16 protein-coding genes are annotated in these 17,573 nt (G+C 35.7%); 13 read left to right on the top strand and 3 right to left on the bottom strand.

The window, feature by feature from the left end; genetic code table 11:
* The 8 genes from M014_RS0114975 to M014_RS0115010 all read left to right on the top strand — a co-directional run.
* Nucleotides 1-1,518: N-acetylglucosaminidase (locus tag M014_RS0114975; protein ID WP_231503949.1), on the top strand; the 1,518-nt coding region annotated here is incomplete at its 5' end.
* A gap of 70 nt (nt 1,519-1,588) precedes the next feature.
* Entirely contained in the window at nt 1,589-2,467 is an 879-nt protein-coding gene (locus M014_RS0114980) for an ROK family protein (protein WP_026592467.1), read from the top strand.
* Nucleotides 2,468-2,595: 128 nt separating this feature from the next.
* On the top strand, nt 2,596-3,192 hold the full coding sequence (locus M014_RS0114985) for a TerD family protein (protein WP_026592468.1): 597 nt from the start codon (nt 2,596-2,598) through the stop codon (nt 3,190-3,192).
* A 23-nt stretch (nt 3,193-3,215) separates the two neighbouring features.
* Nucleotides 3,216-3,800 carry a TerD family protein gene (locus tag M014_RS0114990; protein ID WP_026592469.1) on the top strand — a complete coding sequence of 195 codons (585 nt, stop codon included), beginning with the start codon at nt 3,216-3,218 and terminating at the stop codon, nt 3,798-3,800.
* A 79-nt stretch (nt 3,801-3,879) separates the two neighbouring features.
* Nucleotides 3,880-4,458 carry a TerD family protein gene (locus tag M014_RS0114995; RefSeq protein WP_026592470.1) on the top strand — a complete coding sequence of 193 codons (579 nt, stop codon included), beginning with the start codon at nt 3,880-3,882 and terminating at the stop codon, nt 4,456-4,458.
* Between the two features lie 72 nt (nt 4,459-4,530).
* A complete protein-coding gene (locus M014_RS0115000; protein WP_026592471.1) occupies nt 4,531-5,319 on the top strand; it encodes a TerC family protein in 789 nt (262 codons plus the stop codon).
* 116 nt (nt 5,320-5,435) lie between these two features.
* Nucleotides 5,436-7,067 carry a YceG family protein gene (locus tag M014_RS0115005; protein ID WP_026592472.1) on the top strand — a complete coding sequence of 544 codons (1,632 nt, stop codon included), beginning with the start codon at nt 5,436-5,438 and terminating at the stop codon, nt 7,065-7,067.
* A gap of 18 nt (nt 7,068-7,085) precedes the next feature.
* Entirely contained in the window at nt 7,086-8,168 is a 1,083-nt protein-coding gene (locus tag M014_RS0115010) for a toxic anion resistance protein (RefSeq protein ID WP_026592473.1), read from the top strand.
* A gap of 33 nt (nt 8,169-8,201) precedes the next feature.
* On the opposite strand, the gene M014_RS0115015 is transcribed toward M014_RS0115010, so the two are convergent.
* On the bottom strand, nt 8,202-10,868 hold the full coding sequence (locus tag M014_RS0115015) for a cation-translocating P-type ATPase (RefSeq protein ID WP_026592474.1): 2,667 nt from the start codon (nt 10,866-10,868) through the stop codon (nt 8,202-8,204).
* Between the two features lie 177 nt (nt 10,869-11,045).
* Nucleotides 11,046-11,270, bottom strand: a complete 225-nt coding sequence (locus M014_RS0115020; RefSeq protein ID WP_026592475.1) for a DUF1128 domain-containing protein — start codon at nt 11,268-11,270, stop codon at nt 11,046-11,048.
* 170 nt (nt 11,271-11,440) lie between these two features.
* Here M014_RS0115020 and M014_RS0115025 point away from each other — a divergent pair, with 170 nt between their 5' ends.
* Genes M014_RS0115025 through M014_RS0115035 form a run of 3 tightly spaced genes read left to right on the top strand, consistent with a single transcriptional unit; the run spans nt 11,441 to nt 13,293 of the window.
* A complete protein-coding gene (locus M014_RS0115025) occupies nt 11,441-11,905 on the top strand; it encodes a low molecular weight protein-tyrosine-phosphatase (protein ID WP_026592476.1) in 465 nt (154 codons plus the stop codon).
* A 53-nt stretch (nt 11,906-11,958) separates the two neighbouring features.
* Nucleotides 11,959-12,417, top strand: a complete 459-nt coding sequence (locus M014_RS0115030) for a DUF4075 domain-containing protein (protein WP_026592477.1) — start codon at nt 11,959-11,961, stop codon at nt 12,415-12,417.
* A 6-nt stretch (nt 12,418-12,423) separates the two neighbouring features.
* The gene (locus tag M014_RS0115035; protein ID WP_026592478.1) at nt 12,424-13,293 is read left to right on the top strand and encodes a YihY/virulence factor BrkB family protein; all 870 of its coding nucleotides are present in this window, start codon (nt 12,424-12,426) and stop codon (nt 13,291-13,293) included.
* A 208-nt stretch (nt 13,294-13,501) separates the two neighbouring features.
* On the opposite strand, the gene M014_RS0115045 is transcribed toward M014_RS0115035, so the two are convergent.
* Nucleotides 13,502-15,427 (bottom strand): heavy metal translocating P-type ATPase, encoded by a 1,926-nt coding sequence (locus M014_RS0115045; protein WP_026592479.1) that lies wholly within the window; start codon nt 15,425-15,427, stop codon nt 13,502-13,504.
* Nucleotides 15,428-15,701: 274 nt separating this feature from the next.
* Here M014_RS0115045 and M014_RS0115050 point away from each other — a divergent pair, with 274 nt between their 5' ends.
* Together M014_RS0115050 and M014_RS0115055 are read left to right on the top strand one after the other, a co-directional pair.
* Nucleotides 15,702-16,652: a DMT family transporter gene (locus M014_RS0115050; protein ID WP_026592480.1), complete on the top strand. Its 951-nt coding sequence runs from the start codon at nt 15,702-15,704 to the stop codon at nt 16,650-16,652.
* A gap of 129 nt (nt 16,653-16,781) precedes the next feature.
* Nucleotides 16,782-17,462: a lysoplasmalogenase gene (locus M014_RS0115055; protein WP_026592481.1), complete on the top strand. Its 681-nt coding sequence runs from the start codon at nt 16,782-16,784 to the stop codon at nt 17,460-17,462.
* Nucleotides 17,463-17,573: the final 111 nt, after the last annotated feature.

The raw sequence follows: 17,573 nt of genomic DNA on the forward strand, positions 1-17,573 counted from the left end.
GAGAAAGTAACAATCCTAGGAAAAGCAAATGGATGGGCAAAGATTAATTACAAAGGAAGAGAAGGGTACATATCACTAGAGTTTGTTCAAATTGGAATGAATCCTACAAACCCAACTGATCCTGGACAAGTTATAGAGGAACGAGCAGTTGTAAATGCTTCTTTATTAAATGTTCGTAAAGGTCCATCTACAGGAACCACAATCATTGGTCATTTGAAAAATGGCGAGACCGTTACTATTGTTGCTAAAGAGAATGGCTGGGCAAAAGTTCGTTTTAGTGGAGGAGAAGGTTATGTTTCATTACAATTCTTAAAAATGACACAAGGTTCTTCTTCGTATGAAATTGTTACTTCATCTCAAAAGATCCAAAAGCCAAATGAAGTAGAAGCTGAGCAAATTATGAAAAATATGAAAGAAGATGCTTACATTACAAGCGGTGGCAAAATTGTGAATATGAAGCAAGGGTTTGTTCGAGCAAATGGTGTCATTAATATTTATGATATTGCAACAGGGAAGAAAGTTACATATGTAAAAGGTGGAGCAGACTTAGAGTTTGTAAAAGCAGTAGGTAATCGTATTCATGTGAAAATTGATGGATTGACAGGATATGTGAATATAGATGATGTAACATTACATCCGAAAATGACAGGGGCAGCAACTTCGTATTATTCAGCAAAAAATGGAAAATTGTATCATTATGTGTATAATTCTTCTACTGGTAAATATGCAACGTATCAAATTGGAAATGCGCCAAAGCATTTAAAAGAAGGCGAACGCTATGAGGCATTCGATAAAACAAAAATCGGTGGACAAGATAGCTATCAATACTTTGAATATGTACCGTTACGTGTAACTTCTACGTATACAGGTGAAGAAATTGATAATTTCTTACGCGAATCTAATGCTAATAGTCCTCTGATTGGATTAGGCAAGTATTTTGTAAGTGCGGCAGAGAAATATAAGATGAATGCAGGATACTTGGTATCACATGCAATTTTAGAATCTGGTTGGGGTACGAGTCGCATTGCACAAGAAAAGAAAAATTTATTTGGATTTAGAGCAGTAGATTCGGATCCGTATAACGGAGCAACGGCATTTAAAACATGGGAAGAAGGCATTGATTTTTGTGCAGCATATATTGACAAGCATTACTTGACGCCAAGTGGAAACACGTATAACGGTGGAAACTTAGGAGATAAGGCACAAGGTATGAATGTCATGTATGCGAGTGATGAGAACTGGGGACAACAAATTGCATCGCTTATGTATAGAATAGATTCAATGAATGGTAGCAAAGATTTAAATAAATATCGTCTTGGAACATTGAAAGCAGGTTCTGAAGTGTTCAAAAACTTAGGAAGCGGACAAACTGGATCGACATCTCGCAATATTATGGTAGCTATTAAAAATACGGTTCATACTGCACAAGGAACTTACTATGAAATTGTTTCAGATAATAAAGCCTATAGCAGTGTTTATGTAAAAGCAGAATCAGTAAATCTTATAAACTCTTATTAAACATAGACCTTAAGATTTCATCATTTCAATGCAAGGGAATAAAAGTCATAATGTTAGAGGAAGTGACAGAATGAAACAATATATTGCATTTGATATTGGTGGCACAGAAATTAAGTATGGAATTGTTTCAGAAATAGGAACATTACTAGAGCACCAAACGGTTTCTACAGAGTCGCATTTAGGCGGTGAACAAATTGTTCAAAAGCTAATTTGCTTGTCTCAAGAGCTAATGAATCAACATGCCATTTCTGGAATTGGTATTAGTACAGCAGGAATAGTTGATATTCATAAAGGAATGATAACTGGCGGCGTGGATCATATTCCACGCTATGCCGGAATTCCTATTATTGATAGATTGCAAACTACGTTAACGGTCCCCGCCTCAATTGAGAATGATGTGAATTGTGCAGCATTAGGAGAGACGTGGCAAGGAGTGGGAAGACAAAAGGAAAATTGTATTATGCTTACTCTTGGAACGGGACTTGGTGGGGCTATTGTTATCAAAGAGGAATTATATCGAGGACATTCGTTTAGTGCTGGTGAATGGGGAAACATGTTAGTTGAAGGGAAACGCTTTGAAGAAATCGCATCTATTTCAGGGTTAGTTCATCTTGTGAAGCAATATAAAGGTGAGGGCAATTGGAATGGAAAAACAATTTTTGAGTTATACGATAAAAAGGATACAGAGGTTATACAAGCAGTTCAAGTGTTCTTGAAACATTTGGCAATTGGAATTAGCAATCTTGCCTATATTTTTAACCCGCAAACAATTATTATTGGTGGCGGTATCACAGCGAGAGGTACTAAGTTTTTAGAGGAAGTGAAAGAAGAGGTAAGAAAGTATTTGCAGCCAGAATTTTATAATACATGTGAAATTAGTCTGGCACAAAATCGCAATCATGCCGGAATGATTGGAGCAATTTACCACTTATTACATCGTCATGAATAAGTGACGTAAATGTTTTCGTATAATTGAAAATTTATTCTTTTTTTCAATTGACAAATAGTGCTACAATATAAGAGAAGAATACAATATTTTCCCATTTGGAAAATACCTTGTAGAAAGGAAGAAACTTCATGCCTATTATTTTAGAAAAAGGACAGAAGATTGATTTAACGAAGGGACAACCAAGAGTAGCAAAATTACAGGTCGGCTTAGGATGGGATCCAATTGGACAATCGGGTGGATTTCTATCTTCGTTATTTGGAAGCAAACCAAGCGTCGATTGTGATGCATCTGTTATTATGTTAGAAAAGGATCGTTTTTTAAATAAAAGTGATCTTGTTTACTTTGGGAATAAGCTATCTGCTTGTGGAAGCGTTATTCATTCAGGTGATAATTTAACTGGTGAAGGTGCTGGTGATGACGAAACGATTTTCGTAGAATTACATAAAGTTCCGAGCCGTATTAATCGTTTAGTATTTGTTGTAAATATTTATGATTGTGTGAATCGTCGTCAAGACTTTGGAATGATTCAAAATGCATATATTCGTATTCAAAATCCACAAACACGTGAAGAATTAGCACGTTATAATTTATCGGAAAATTACGGCGGGAAAACAACGTTAGTTGCAGGTGAAATGTATTGTCAAGACAGTGAGTGGAAGTTTTCTGCAGTTGGAGAAGGTACACAAGATAAAAATTTAAGTGAAATTGTATCGCGTTATCAGTAATACAATTTAAGGAGGAATAATATATGGCATCGATCTCGTTAAAAAAAGGACAGAAGGTAGATTTAACAAAAACAAATCCAGGTCTTTCTAAAGCTCTTGTAGGCCTTGGTTGGGATACAAATCGTTATGATGGGCAAAATGATTTTGATTTAGATGTAAGTATTTTCTTAGTAGGTGCAAACGGTAAAGTATCAGGTCCAGAAGATTTTGTTTTCTATAATAATCCAAAGGGTGCAAACGGTTCTGTAGAGCATTTAGGAGATAATCGTACTGGTGAAGGTGAAGGCGATGATGAAACAATTAAGGTGGACTTAAAGAATGTTCCAGCACATATTGAGCGTATTTGTTTCACAATTACAATTTATGATGGAGAAAGTCGCAGCCAAAACTTTGGACAAGTATCTAATTCTTTCGTACGTATTATAGATGAAGAAAATGGCGCAGAGCTAATTCGTTATGATCTTGGTGAGGACTTCTCAATTGAAACAGCAGTAGTTGTCGGTGAATTATATCGTCATGCTGGTGAATGGAAGTTTAATGCAATTGGAAGTGGATTCCAAGGTGGATTAGGTGCTTTATGTAATAACTTTGGTTTAGATGTAGAGTAATAAGACAGATATACATGAGTGGACATGTGCTTCACTCATGTATGTATTTTTAGAATCATAGCATAAGAGGTGAATATATATGGTTATTCAATTACAAAAAGGACAGAAAATTGATCTAGGTAAGACAAGTCCAGGTCTTACAAAAGCAGTTATCGGTCTTGGCTGGGATATTAAATCATATGATGGTGGATCCGATTATGATTTAGATGCATCTGCCTTTTTATTAGATGCAAATGGAAAATGTACGAAAGAAACAAATTTCATTTTCTATAACAACTTACAATCTCCATGTGAATCGGTTTTACATACAGGTGATAACCGCACGGGTGAAGGCGACGGCGACGATGAGCAACTTGTTGTGGATTTAACTAAAGTTCCAGCAGATGTGCACAAAATTGCAATTACAGTTACGATTTATGATGCAGAAGGGCGTAATCAAAACTTTGGACAAGTTGCAAATGCATTTGTTCGTTTAGCAAATGAAGAGACGAATGAAGAAGTTCTTCGTTTTGATTTAGGGGAAGATTTCTCAATTGAAACAGCAGTTGTCTTTTGTGAGTTATACCGTCATAATGGACAGTGGAAGTTTAATGCAGTAGGAAGTGGATTCCAAGGTGGATTAGGTGCGCTTGTAAGAGCGTATGGCTTGGATGCATAAGAAGGAAACGAACTTCGTTTCCTTTTTTTGACCTTTCTATAAATCTAGCAAAGAATAGGGGAAAACAGTAAGATGAGTATTTTACAGGGAATCCTTGATACGTATGCCCAATTTTTTGACTTGGACATGTGGATTAAAGTATTACAAGATCCTGTATCTTGGGGATTAATTGGTACACTTGTTGTACTTGAAGGATTATTATCTGCCGATAACGCTCTTGTGTTAGCCGTAATGGTAAAACATTTACCAGAAGAAAAGCGTAAAAAGGCATTGTTTTATGGGTTAATCGGTGCATATGTATTCCGTTTTATTGCGATTGGAATCGGTATGTTCTTAATTAAATTATGGTGGGTAAAAGTATTAGGAGCATTGTACCTTGCATGGCTTTCTGTTAAATACTTCATTGATAAACGAAAAGAAAATGATGAAGAAGAAGAAGAGCATGGCTTGAACCAAAACGGTATTCTCTTTAGAATGTTTGGCGTATTCTGGGGAACAGTTGTAATGGTTGAGCTAATGGATATTGCATTTTCAGTAGATAGCGTTCTTGCAGCATTTGGTGTTTCCAATGAAGTTTGGATTCTACTATTAGGTGGAATGCTTGGTATTTTAATGATGCGTGGTATTGCAGGTGTATTCTTAAGATTACTAGAACGTATTCCAGAGCTTGAATCAACGGCATATATTTTAATTTTAATTATTGCAGCGAAGATGTTGTTATCTGTTATTCACATTGAAGTGCCACACTGGTTATTCTTTATGATTTTAGTTATCGCATTTGGCGTAACATTTATTTTGCATTATATGCGACAAGGACAAGCCAGAGAAGAGATTGCAGCTACTAAGAAAGAAGATAAATAATTGAAATGGGTTTGCTCATTATACGAGCGCCCATTTTTTATAACCTAAAATAGTTTATAATAAAGAGATAAGATATTAATTCTTAAAAAGTAAATGTTTTTTGGAGGTGAACTGTCGTGTTTTCGCGTTTTACACTTCATCCACATGCATTAAAAGACGAAGCGGATTTAAAACAATTTGAAACGATTTTAGAAAAGCGCCCGCAGTATGAATTAACAGAGAATGAGATGAAATTTAGCTATATAGCTTGTCGTATTCTTGGTGTCCCAAACGATGTAGATGAATATTTTAATGAATTATTTGATTATAGTGAAGCAAAAGGAATTACTGTACTACACGAACAAAATTTAAATAAAGTGATCGATTCTGAGAAGCTCCGTCATATTCAAGAAGTATTCACACTGCATCAGGAAGCTACGAATGGTCTTACAGTAAATCGTCTTGTTGCGCATTTATCAGGAAAACAGTTGTTGCCTAAAGTTGATAATCCTGATTTACAACACTATATACATACAACATTTATTGCTATATTAACCTTGTATGAGAAACAACATAATCAATCTTTAAAAACAGAAGGTTTTCGTCGTTTCTTAATTGATATAATTAAATTAAGCGAAAATTATGTAGCACAATGGTTTTCGACAATTAATTATAAGAAACAAATGCCTCGCATCATTTGGTATGGGGATGCGAAGGAGAGTCGTATATATTTCTTATATTTCCTTATTATGCTCGGGTGTGATGTGTTATATTATCATCCGGAAGGAAAAGATGGCTTTGAAAGCATTGATAATGAAGAGAAGACCTTTGTTATTTCACATCCAGGTCGTATTTCATTAGAACCATTTCCAGATAGACGCCGGGAGCGAGTTGCAACAGTAGCTTATCAAGCGTCTAAAGAAATTGAACAAGTACTTCATCATGACAATTCCTTATTATATAAACCGTGGCAATTCCGTACGTACACACCCGTAGCACGCACGCTGAAAACAACATACGATGAACTCTTTTTAATTACGAAAGAAAAGGCATTTGTTCGTCCTACGTTCTTTGTAGAAAATAAACATATTTATATTCCATCTTTATTTGCGAAAGTGTCAGGTGTTTCCAAAAACGATAAAGAATATTTTCAGCGACTGAAGGCTGTGACATCATTTGATAATAGTTTATTAATTAATACATTCCCATTTACAAAAGAACAAAAAGCAAATTTTCAATTTCATTATCGTGATGCATTAGACCGCGGGGGGAACCTTCATCCAGATTTAATTATGAATAGTCATTGGTGGCCGCATAAACGCTTGCCAGAAGGCTTGCAACATGGAATTGCAGAAGCGATTATTCACACATGCGAAAGTGAACTTTGTAAACCAGTTGGGAAAGAAACAAAACAAGAGGTAGCTTTGTATGTTTTTGCACAACTTTCCCAAATTCCACCACATATTTTAGAGTTACTTGAGAAATTTGATTATTCGCAAGAAGTGCCAAAAATTGTTATATTTAATAATGAAAAGAGTGGGGAATTAAATCGTTCTGATGCTGTTTTATTATTATTTTTAAATCAAATTGGAATTGATGTACTACACTTTAATCCAACAGGAAGAAATGATATTGAACCATATATTGAAGGGGCAGCATTTGATTCACATTGGCTCGAGGAAGTGAATTTTGATCTTGAATTTCAGGGGCCGTCAGCCTATAAAAATTTATCACAAACAATTAAAGGACTATTTCGTCCATTTTTATAAGGAAAGGGAGAAACACATATGAATAATCCAGTTGTACTAGATTCGAAAACAGAATTGAATGAGCAAACTGCGCAAGATGTTCGTTTGCAGCTAAGACAAGATGCCGAAGTTCAGCGTATTTATAATGCTGTTGATATTAAAGACCAGTTAGAATTAATCGAACTTGGTAAAGAGCCTTCTATGGAGATTTCACGTTTTGCAGATCAGATTTTACATACGATGTCCTTATCCAAGATAGAGGATTCTGGTGAATTATTAAAGCAACTTGGTAAAATTATGGACAGATTTGATAGTAAAGATTTCGCGGAAGAGAAAAGCGGATTTTTCTCTCGTATGTTTAAAAAAGCAGATAAAATGATTGAACAAATCTTTAGTAAGTATCAAACGATGGGCCGTGAAATGGACAAAGTGTACGTGGAAATTACGAAATACCAAGATGAAATGAAAAAATCAATTGGTACGTTAGATGGCTTATATGAACAAAACTTAAAATATTATTTAGACTTAGAGAAATATGTAGTAGCGGGAGAAATGTTACTAGAACGTCTAAATACAGAATTAGTTCCAATGTATGAGGAACGTGTTCGTAATAATGATCAATTGGCAGGTATTGAATTAGAATCTTTGAGAAACTCTGTTGAAATTTTAGAGCAACGCATTGATGACCTAGAAAAGGCTCGTATGGTTGCATTATTAACAGCACCACAAATTCGTATGATACAGCGTGGTAATAACAAATTAATCGGTAAAATTAATACAGCGTTTATTACAACGATTCCTATCTTTAAAAATGGAATTATTCAAGCTGTGAATGCAAAACGTCAAAAGCTCGTTGCTGATTCTATGGCTGAGCTTGATCGTCGTACAAATGAGTTACTTAAGAAAAACGCACAAAATATCGCAACGCAAAGTGTAGAGGTAGCAAGACTTTCTGGCTCTTCTAGTATTAAAATGGAAACACTTGAAGAAACATGGAATATTATTTCAAGAGGTATGCAAGAAACGCAGCAAATTGAAGAGCAAAACAAACGTGAACGTGAAGAAAGTCGTAAACGTATGGCAGAACTAACAGAGAATATTAAAAAAGAATTACAAGGGTAACTAAAAGGCAATGAGGAGATTCCTCATTGCCTTTTAATTTCTTTTAAACACTTTTATAATCTCATTTACAACAAGTGGAATAATACTTAGTACTATAACAAATCCCCAATCTTTTAATGTTAAGGCATGTACCCCAAATATGTTGGCAATTGGCGGTATTGAGATAATACATATTTGCATAAGTACACCGATAAGTAGGGAGAAAACTAAGTATTTATTTGTGAATATTCCAATTGAAAAGATTGATTTCGTATTTGATCGTAAGTTGAATGAATGAACGAGCTGTGAAAAACTGAGTACAACAAACGCCATCGTTTGAGCGTGTAATAAAGCATCATCATCAATTTGCGACGGGAACAGTGGGAAGATATTTGTATCTCCTGTATAGAGCTTTGCTCCAAAGATAAAGGCGATTAAAGTGATGAGTCCTATTACAATCCCGTTTAGAATAAGAAAAGAAACACTACCTTTAAACAAGCTTTCTTTTGCACCACGTGGCTTGTCTTTCATCACATCTGGGTCTTCTGGATCAACACCTAGCGATAGAGCTGGGAGTGTATCTGTGATCAAATTTACCCATAAAATATGAATAGGACGAAGTGGTGTAGCCCAGCCGAGTAAAATAGCTAAGAATAGTGCAATAATTTCTCCAAAGTTGCAAGAAAGTAAGAACAGAATTGATTTTTTTATGTTGCGATAAATGTTTCTGCCTTCTTCAACCGCTTTTACAATAGATGAGAAGTTATCGTCTGTTAAAACCATGTCAGCGGCTCCTTTAGCCACATCTGTTCCGGTAATCCCCATTGCAACTCCAATATCTGCTTGTTTCAAAGATGGAGCATCATTGACACCATCCCCAGTCATCGAAACAATATTTCCTTTGGCACGTAATGCTCCTACAATTTTCACTTTATGTTCAGGAGAAACACGCGCAAAAACATTTAAATGATCCATTTCATTTGCTAGTTTTTCGTCTGAAATACGATCTAATTCTGTTCCAATCATAACTTCGGATTCTTTTTCAGCAATACCAAGTTCTTTTGCAATGGCAAAAGCGGTATCTTTATGATCACCTGTAATCATAATAGTACGAATCCCCGCGCTCTTACATTCTGCAATAGATGTTTTTACTTCTGTTCGAGGTGGATCTATCATACCAACAAGCCCTATAAATATAAGATTTTCTTCCATGTGATCGGTGTTAACGTTTTGTGTATCATACTGTTTGAAAGCGAAAGATAGTACACGCAAAGCTTTTTGAGACATCATTTGGGCAGCTTCTAATATTTGTTCTTTTTCTGCCTCGGTTAAGATTTCTGCTCTACCATTTATAAAGATATGGGTACAGCGAGGTAAGAGTTTATCAATTGCTCCTTTTGTCATACTGTAATAGTTTTCACCATATTCATGTAGTGTTGACATCATTTTGCGTTCGGAGTCAAATGATAATTCGTTCACACGTCTATGTTGAGCTTCTACAGCAGCTTTTTGAAAGTCAAAGTTGCTACCGGCAACAAGAAGGGCAATTTCTGTTGGATCACCAGTCTGTGAGTCAGCTGTGTAAGATGCGTCGTTACATAACATCATATTTTCTAATAATAAGCGTTGAGCATCATTGTTTACGTCTAACTTTTCTAATTTGTCATATGTACGGTCACTATAGAAATGAGTCACTGTCATTTTATTTTGTGTTAATGTACCAGTTTTATCTGAACAAATAATCGTAACAGAACCCAGTGCTTCTACGGCTGGAAGTTTGCGAATGATAACGTTTTGTTTAATCATACGCTGTACACCAATTGCGAGAACGATGGAAACTATTGCTGGTAATCCTTCTGGAATCGCAGCTACAGCTAAGCTAATAGCAGTCATAAACATTTCTAACGTATCTCGACCTTGGAAATATCCAATGAGGAACATAATGATACAAATTGCAACTGCTACAAAACCTAAATATTTTCCGACTTGTGCTAAGCTTTTTTGAAGTGGTGTTGCATCATCATCGGCTTCATGTAAGAGAGTTGCAATTTTTCCAATCTGTGAGTTCATTCCTGTTTCAACAGCAACACCAACGCCTCGGCCATAAGTAACGAGTGTTGACATAAATGCCATATTTTTTTGATCACCTAGTGGTACCTGCTCTCCATTTTGAAGAGAAGGATGATAAAGTGAATCTTTATCAACAGGAACGGACTCACCTGTTAACGCTGATTCTTCAATTTTTAAATTTGCAGTTTCAATAAGTCGTAAGTCACAAGGAATATAGCGCCCTGCATCAAGCATAACAATATCCCCTGGAACAACATCTTCTGATGGAATTTCTTTTTGTTCACCATCACGCTTAACAATTGCCTTTGGTGTTGCCATCTTTTTTAATGCTTCTAAAGCTTGTTCTGCTTTCGATTCTTGAATGACGCCAATTACAGCGTTTAAAACAACAACAAGAGCAATAATGCTAGCATCGGCCCATTCACCTACAAAGGCAGAGATAAGAGCGGCAATTAAAAGAACATAGACGAGAACATCATTAATTTGGGCGAAAATACGTTGCCATAAAGTCCGTCTTTGTTTGGTGGTAAGTTCATTTCGGCCATATTTTTTTAACCGAATTTGTACCATATCTTCTGTTAAACCATGCTGTTCATTTGTTTCAAGTTCAAGTATTGTGTGATCTTTCGTTTTACTGTACCAATTGCTCATAGATAAACACCTCCGGTAAACACAGCTGGCAATGGTAATGTGGCGAGTATTAGATGTGGAGTCTATGGTGAGGTTCTATTTTTATTGTACAGTATTTGGAAAATAAATGTTGGAAAGCGAAAGGATGTCATGAATTTGTTGGAAATAAAAAAGTCCCTTTGTATAAGGGACTCCTCTTTATTTTTTGATTAATGTACCTAATTCTTCTGTAATAGCTTGCATTTCACTAATGCTAAATGTTTCACGCTTCATTACATGATCATAAATGTCACGTAGATCTTCGTACATTTCTGCATTAAAGCTTTCAGCGCGCATTGCTCCTGCATTTACCATGCGTAACTTTTCCTTAATGGCTTCTACCATATATTCAACATTTTCTTGCGATTTTACGGATAAATCCACCGAAGTGTCCCCCTTTGAAATAACATAAGGATATCTTAACATTTTTTATCATTTTCGTTAATGTAACTTTTCAATCCAATTAAATTAGTAGGGATTTCCTTTATAATTAATAATTGGTTGTTTATACTATACGTATATATAAGAAATGCGCAAGAAAGGAAGAAACAAATATGATTCAAGTATTGTTTGTTTGTCTTGGGAACATTTGTCGTTCTCCGATGGCAGAAGCAATTTTTCGTGATCTTGTCGTGCAAGAGGGATTAGAAGATAAAATTCAAATTGATTCCGCTGGGACAGGCGATTGGCATATTGGTCATCGACCTCATGAAGGAACACAAAAAATTTTAAAAGAAAATGAAGTTTCTTTTGAAGGAATTAAAGCACGTCAAGTAGAAAAAGAAGATTTAACAAAGTTTGATTATATTATTGCCATGGACAACAAGAATATAGCGGATTTAGAAAGTTTAGGTAAAGCTGGAGGCTATATTGGTAGACTGTCCGATTTTGTTCCAGAAGGTGGCTGGACAGATGTTCCTGACCCTTATTTTACAGGGAACTTTCAAGAAGTATATGACCTTGTAACAGAAGGGTGTACAAAATTGTTAGCATTCATTCGAAATGAGCAAGGAATCTGAGAAAGCTTAGAAAGAAATACTTTCTAACATAAGAAACGGAAGGGTGAAGGAATATGGCAAAGAAGAATAAGATAGCTCGAAATATTGCAATTGGGGTAGCAGCAGGTGTAGCTGTTTCCATGCTTAAGAAAGAAAATCGCGAGAAAGTAAAAAATACAGCAGAAAAAGCAAAATCAAAAATGATTGAAATTGGCGAGAATGCAAAGATAAAAGAAAAGGTGCAAACTGTTACAGATAAAGGGCGCGAACTTGCAGATTTTAATGTAGTAAAGGCGAAGGTAGCGGAAATTAAAAAATTAACACCAGCTGTTGTTGAAACACTAAAAGAAACGAAAGAAATTTTTAGTAAGAAAAAAGCTGAGCCAGAAGGAAAAACAGAAACAATTGAAATTCAAACAATTTCTCCAACATTAGAAGAGGTAACGGGAGAAGAACCAGTGATTGCTGAGGAAAAAAAAACAGAAGCATATATTGAGTTGAAGCAAGATAAAGAAGAGAAGCAAAGTGTTTAGAGACATATGAAAAAATTTCTAGAGAAAGCAAGGGGAAATCGTGTCTTTTCGTTTGGGAAGGATTTATACGACCGAACGATGCGAGATGATGTAGCGGGCTTAGCAGCACAGCTCGCTTATTTCTTCTTGCTTGCTATTTTTCCTGGGCTTGTTTTTTTAATTACGCTTCTTGGATTTATTCCCATTCATACAGAGGATGTGCTCAGTTTATTAGAGAATTATGTGCCAGAAGATGCAATGAATTTAATTGAAGTGAACGTTGATAGCGTTGTAAACAAACAAAATGGTGGTCTGTTATCATTTGGTTTATTATCTATGCTATGGTTTGCATCAAATGGTGTAAATGCAGTGATGAATGCTTTTAATCGTGCTTATGACGTAAAAGAAACACGCTCTTACATTACAACGAGAGCGTTATCTATTGTACTTACACTAGCAATAATTTTTATGATTGTCTTTGCGTTAATTGTCCCTGTTTTTGGACAGGTAATTGGAGCAGCTGTTTTTAAAGCGCTCGGTTTGTCAGAAAGCTTTTCTTTTGTATGGAGTATTACACGATTAGTAGCCAGCTTTTTAGTGTTATTTGCCTTATTTAGTTTCTTATATACATTTGCGCCTGACCGAAAGTTAAAGAGAAAAGAGGTTGTATCAGGAGCATTATTTGCAACAATTGGATGGATTGTGGTATCGTACTCATTTGCTTATTACGTAGACAAATTTGCAAATTATGCAAATACATATGGTGGTCTCGGTGGTATTATCATTTTAATGTTATGGTTCTATTTAACGGCCTGGGTTATTTTACTTGGTGGTGAAATTAACGGTCTCTTGTATTCTTATCGAGCAAGTGACAATAATTCCCGTGATGGAAAATAGCGTTCTGTTCCATAATAAAAAGGAACAGGGGGGATTTGATATGAGCAACAATAAAAAAAATCACAATAATAAAAACCAAGGTAAAAAAAATAGTAGTTCGCATCCAAAACATAAAACGAGCAGCAGTGCGAATGGGCATAATGGCTACCATTAAAAGTGCAAGCTGCTGAAACTAGATATTAAAAAACGGGTTCCCTTTGGGAACCCGTTAGTTATTTCCTTTTAATAATCGTAATCCATTTAGTATAACAAGGATTGTACTTCCCTCATGGCCGATAACACCAAATGGAAGTGCTAAAAATTGTAAAAAGTTAGAACAAATAAGCATTGCAATTACTGTTAAAGAAAAGATAATGTTTTGTTTCACAATACGATTCATTCGTTTTGATAAACGAATGGCCTGTGCAAGACGAGAGAGTTCATTTTTCATTAAAACAACATCTGCTGTTTCTAAGGCAACGTCTGTCCCCTCACCCATAGCAACGCCAATACTTGCTGTAGCGAGTGCAGGAGCATCGTTAATACCGTCGCCCACCATTGCTACTGTTCCGTATTTTTCTTTTAGTTGTTTCACTGTTTCTACTTTTGTTTCCGGCAAGCATGATGCGTAGTATTCTTTGATGTTGCTTTCATTTGCAATTGCTTTAGCTGTCTGTTCATTATCACCAGTAATCATGATGGCTTCGACACCAATGCTTTGTAAATCGCGAATGGCAGCAATTGTTTCTTGGCGTAACGTATCTTTTAAAGCGATAATCCCAAGAATTCCTTCTTCATCACTGATATAGACAACAGTTTTTCCTTCTTGTTCAAGTGTATTAGCGATACCATTATGAAATACTTTCGCTTCTTCACCAATAAAATCGGCCTTTCCAATTTTATAAGATGTATTTTCTAAAATTCCTTTTAAGCCGAATCCAGTGACATCTTCTACACTTTCTGGTTTCGTTAATGTAATGTCGTATGCATGTTTTGCGTACTTGACGATAGCTTCTGCAAGCGGGTGTGTGGAGTGACTTTCGATAGAGGCTGTAATATACAACACCTGTTTTTCTGATATTTCATCACGTACGTAAACATCTGTTACAGTCGGCTTTCCTTGTGTTAATGTTCCTGTTTTATCAAAGGCAATTGCTTTCACTGAGGCAAGACGTTCTAGATGGATACCACCTTTAAATAAAATACCGCTTCGCGCACCGTTAGAGATGGCAGATAATATTGCTGGTGTAATCGAAGCAACGAGTGCACAAGGAGAAGCAACAACGAGTAAAATCATAGCGCGATAAAATGTTTCGTTCCAGCTCCAGTCTAGTATAAAGTGAGGAACAAACAACATTAGAGCAACAATAATAAGTACACCTTTTACATATGTTCCTTCAAATCTTTCAATAAAAAGTTGTGATGGTGACTTTTCACTTTGCGCATTTTGAACGAGACGAATGATTTTTTGGAACAGTGTTTGATCACTGCGTTTTGTAATTTTAACTTCAATGGCTCCACGTAAGTTTACGGTTCCAGCGAATACTTCATTACCCAATCTTTTCTCATTTGGGATAGGTTCCCCAGTGATAGCTGCTTCATCGATATTCGTTTCACCGCTATGAATTGTACCATCCGCAGGTACGCGTTCACCTGGTTTAATTAAAATGATGTCATCAATTTCTAACTGACCTACCGGAATGCGTTCTTCTGTTCCATGTGAAATGCGTAAAGCTTCTTCAGGCTGTAAATCCAGCAATGCTGAAATTTCCTTTTGGCTTTTACTTAACGTATAAGATTCCATTGCGCCGCTTAGTGCAAAGATAAATATTAAGATTGCACCCTCTGCCCAGTAGCCGATAATAGCGGCACCGATGGCAGCGAAGAGCATTAACATTTCCACATTCAATTCCTTTTCTTCGATCGTATCTTGGATGCCTTCTTTGGCTTTTGCATATCCACCAATTATATAGGCGAGGATATAAAAAACTACTCCAGCAGTTGTTGCTTCGTTTTTTGTGAGTAACCAGCCGGATAAAATGAAAATCCCCGATAGGATTGCAAAGATTAGTTCATAATGTTTTTGAAATGACTGACTCCAAGATGGGCTAGACATATTATTTTTTGATGGTAATGTTTTTACTTCTGAGTTCATTATTACTCGCTCCTTCCAATTTCTTATTGAGAAAAAGAATCAAAATCGAAACCCCTATAAAACGACGAAAGCTGCCATCCGTAAGGATAGCAGCATTTCTATTGAAAAATTTTATCAGTTATTATCTTGTAATTATTACATATTATATCATATCATATGTTGCTACTTGAGGATATGTTTTTACGTATATGAAAAATTGAAAAACTTGTTTTTTTGCTCTTCCTTTGGTATATATGAATCTTGTTCATAAAAAGGTCGGAAAGGAAGACAGCAAGTGAAAACAGAGAAATTTTTTACTCATCCGATTGGTGTATTTGTTGCAGCACTAGCAGCGACATTTCTATGGGGAAGCGCATTTCCTTTTATTAAATTAAGTTATGTTGAACTTGGAATTCAGCCACATGAAGTTGGCGAGCAAATCTTATTTGCTGGCTATCGCTTCTTCTTATCAGGTGTAATGCTCTTATTCTTTTTTAAAGCAATAGGAAAAGATATGCACTTCAAAAAAGAAACAGGAAAGCAATTAGTGCAAATTGGTTTGTTTCAAACATTCCTACAATATGTGTGTTTTTATATTGGTATGAGTTACAGTTCAGGAATTGAAGGTGCTATTATTTCTGGGACATCATCTTTTTTCCAAATCATACTCGCACATTTTTTGTATAAAGACGATTCATTAAATATTCGCAAAGTGATCGGTGTATCTATCGGTTTCTGTGGTGTGATTCTTGTGAATGTTCCAAGTGATGGGAGTATGGCGTTTCATTTTGGAATTGGTGAATTATTACTTTTGGTGGCCGCGATGATGTATTCATATGGAAATATATTAGCGAAAGAAGGAAGTAAAACATTAGATGTTGGGTATATGACAGCGTACCAGATGATTTTTGGATCTATCGGATTATTATGTATTGGTATTTTTCAAGTTAGATTTATGCCTTTTGTATTTAATACGAAAGCACTATTTATGTTACTGTACTTATCCTTCTTATCAGCGGCAGGTTTCTGTATTTGGAATACAGTTATGAAATATAACAAGGTTGGAAAAGTATCGATGTATATGTTCTTTATACCGGTATTTGGTGTCATGTTATCTAGCCTGATTTTAGGAGAAGCAATCCATTCATTCGTTTTATTTGGATTAGCATGTGTAGCAGCTGGTATTATCGTAGTAAATCGAACACCAAATGTGAAAAAAACGGAACAAGAGAAAAAAGTAGCTTAAAGGAAACGAATTATTCCTTTTAAAAAAGAAGTGTTCTTCTTTTTTTTTTTATTTGGTAAGATAAAAACAGGAAAAAGCAAGTTATATCACGAAGAAACATTATTATCTATTCATTAAGGAGTATATGTTATGAATGAAATTTACATATTATTAATTGGACAGATTATTTTATTTATTGTTGGTGCGCTTTTTGCCATGAAAAAGACAAAGCAAACTATGAAAAATGAGCCATTACCGTTGTTCATCCGTCTTATCCTTAGTTTTTCTTTAACAGGTGGTGCAATCTGGATTTGGTTACAAGATCCATCTGTAGAGTATCGTCAGTGGGCTGCAATTGGTATGACTTTATCTACGCTTGGTGATTTATTTATGGCGGGGCTCATTCCATTTGGGCATCGGTTAATCGGCGGTATGGTTGCCTTTGCAATTGCGCATTGTTTTTATGTAACAGCATTTTTGCAAACAGGTATTTCATGGAGCGGATTCTGGATTGGGGTAGCAGCATACGGTTTATTTTTAATAATTGGCTGGTTCTTTTTTATTCGGAATCAAAAACAAGATAGGCTATTTACAATTGGTGCGCTCGTATATGGTTTATGGGTTGGGGGAATGGCGTGCTTTGCCTTTGCATTATACTATGCACACAACGGAATGTGGTGGATTCCGGCAGTTGGTGGATTGTTATTTGTAATTTCTGATTTTATTATTGGTATAACGGATATTGGTGGTCGCAAAGTAAAGTATGATCCACTTTGGATCTGGGTAACGTATGTTGCTGCACAGATGTGTATTATTTATGCTGAAATATAGGAAATGAAGAACCGCTTGTGAGGGCGGTTCTTTTTTATTCATACTGGACATTGAGTTTGCTATTACCACTTGTTAATGTACGATAAATAATACAAACAATTGACAGATAAT

The sequence above is a fragment of the Bacillus sp. UNC437CL72CviS29 genome (genome assembly GCF_000482345.1).
In the GTDB taxonomy this organism is placed as follows: Bacteria; Bacillota; Bacilli; order Bacillales; family Bacillaceae_G; genus Bacillus_A; species Bacillus_A arachidis.

Coding starts and splice junctions, on each gene's coding strand:
- M014_RS0114980 (WP_026592467.1), top strand. CDS start 1,589: ATGAAACAATATATTGCATTTGATATTGGTGGCACAGAAATTAAGTAT.
- M014_RS0114985 (WP_026592468.1), top strand. CDS start 2,596: ATGCCTATTATTTTAGAAAAAGGACAGAAGATTGATTTAACGAAGGGA.
- M014_RS0114990 (WP_026592469.1), top strand. CDS start 3,216: ATGGCATCGATCTCGTTAAAAAAAGGACAGAAGGTAGATTTAACAAAA.
- M014_RS0114995 (WP_026592470.1), top strand. CDS start 3,880: ATGGTTATTCAATTACAAAAAGGACAGAAAATTGATCTAGGTAAGACA.
- M014_RS0115000 (WP_026592471.1), top strand. CDS start 4,531: ATGAGTATTTTACAGGGAATCCTTGATACGTATGCCCAATTTTTTGAC.
- M014_RS0115010 (WP_026592473.1), top strand. CDS start 7,086: ATGAATAATCCAGTTGTACTAGATTCGAAAACAGAATTGAATGAGCAA.
- M014_RS0115015 (WP_026592474.1), bottom strand. CDS start 10,868: ATGAGCAATTGGTACAGTAAAACGAAAGATCACACAATACTTGAACTT.
- M014_RS0115025 (WP_026592476.1), top strand. CDS start 11,441: ATGATTCAAGTATTGTTTGTTTGTCTTGGGAACATTTGTCGTTCTCCG.
- M014_RS0115030 (WP_026592477.1), top strand. CDS start 11,959: ATGGCAAAGAAGAATAAGATAGCTCGAAATATTGCAATTGGGGTAGCA.
- M014_RS0115035 (WP_026592478.1), top strand. CDS start 12,424: ATGAAAAAATTTCTAGAGAAAGCAAGGGGAAATCGTGTCTTTTCGTTT.
- M014_RS0115045 (WP_026592479.1), bottom strand. CDS start 15,427: ATGAACTCAGAAGTAAAAACATTACCATCAAAAAATAATATGTCTAGC.
- M014_RS0115055 (WP_026592481.1), top strand. CDS start 16,782: ATGAATGAAATTTACATATTATTAATTGGACAGATTATTTTATTTATT.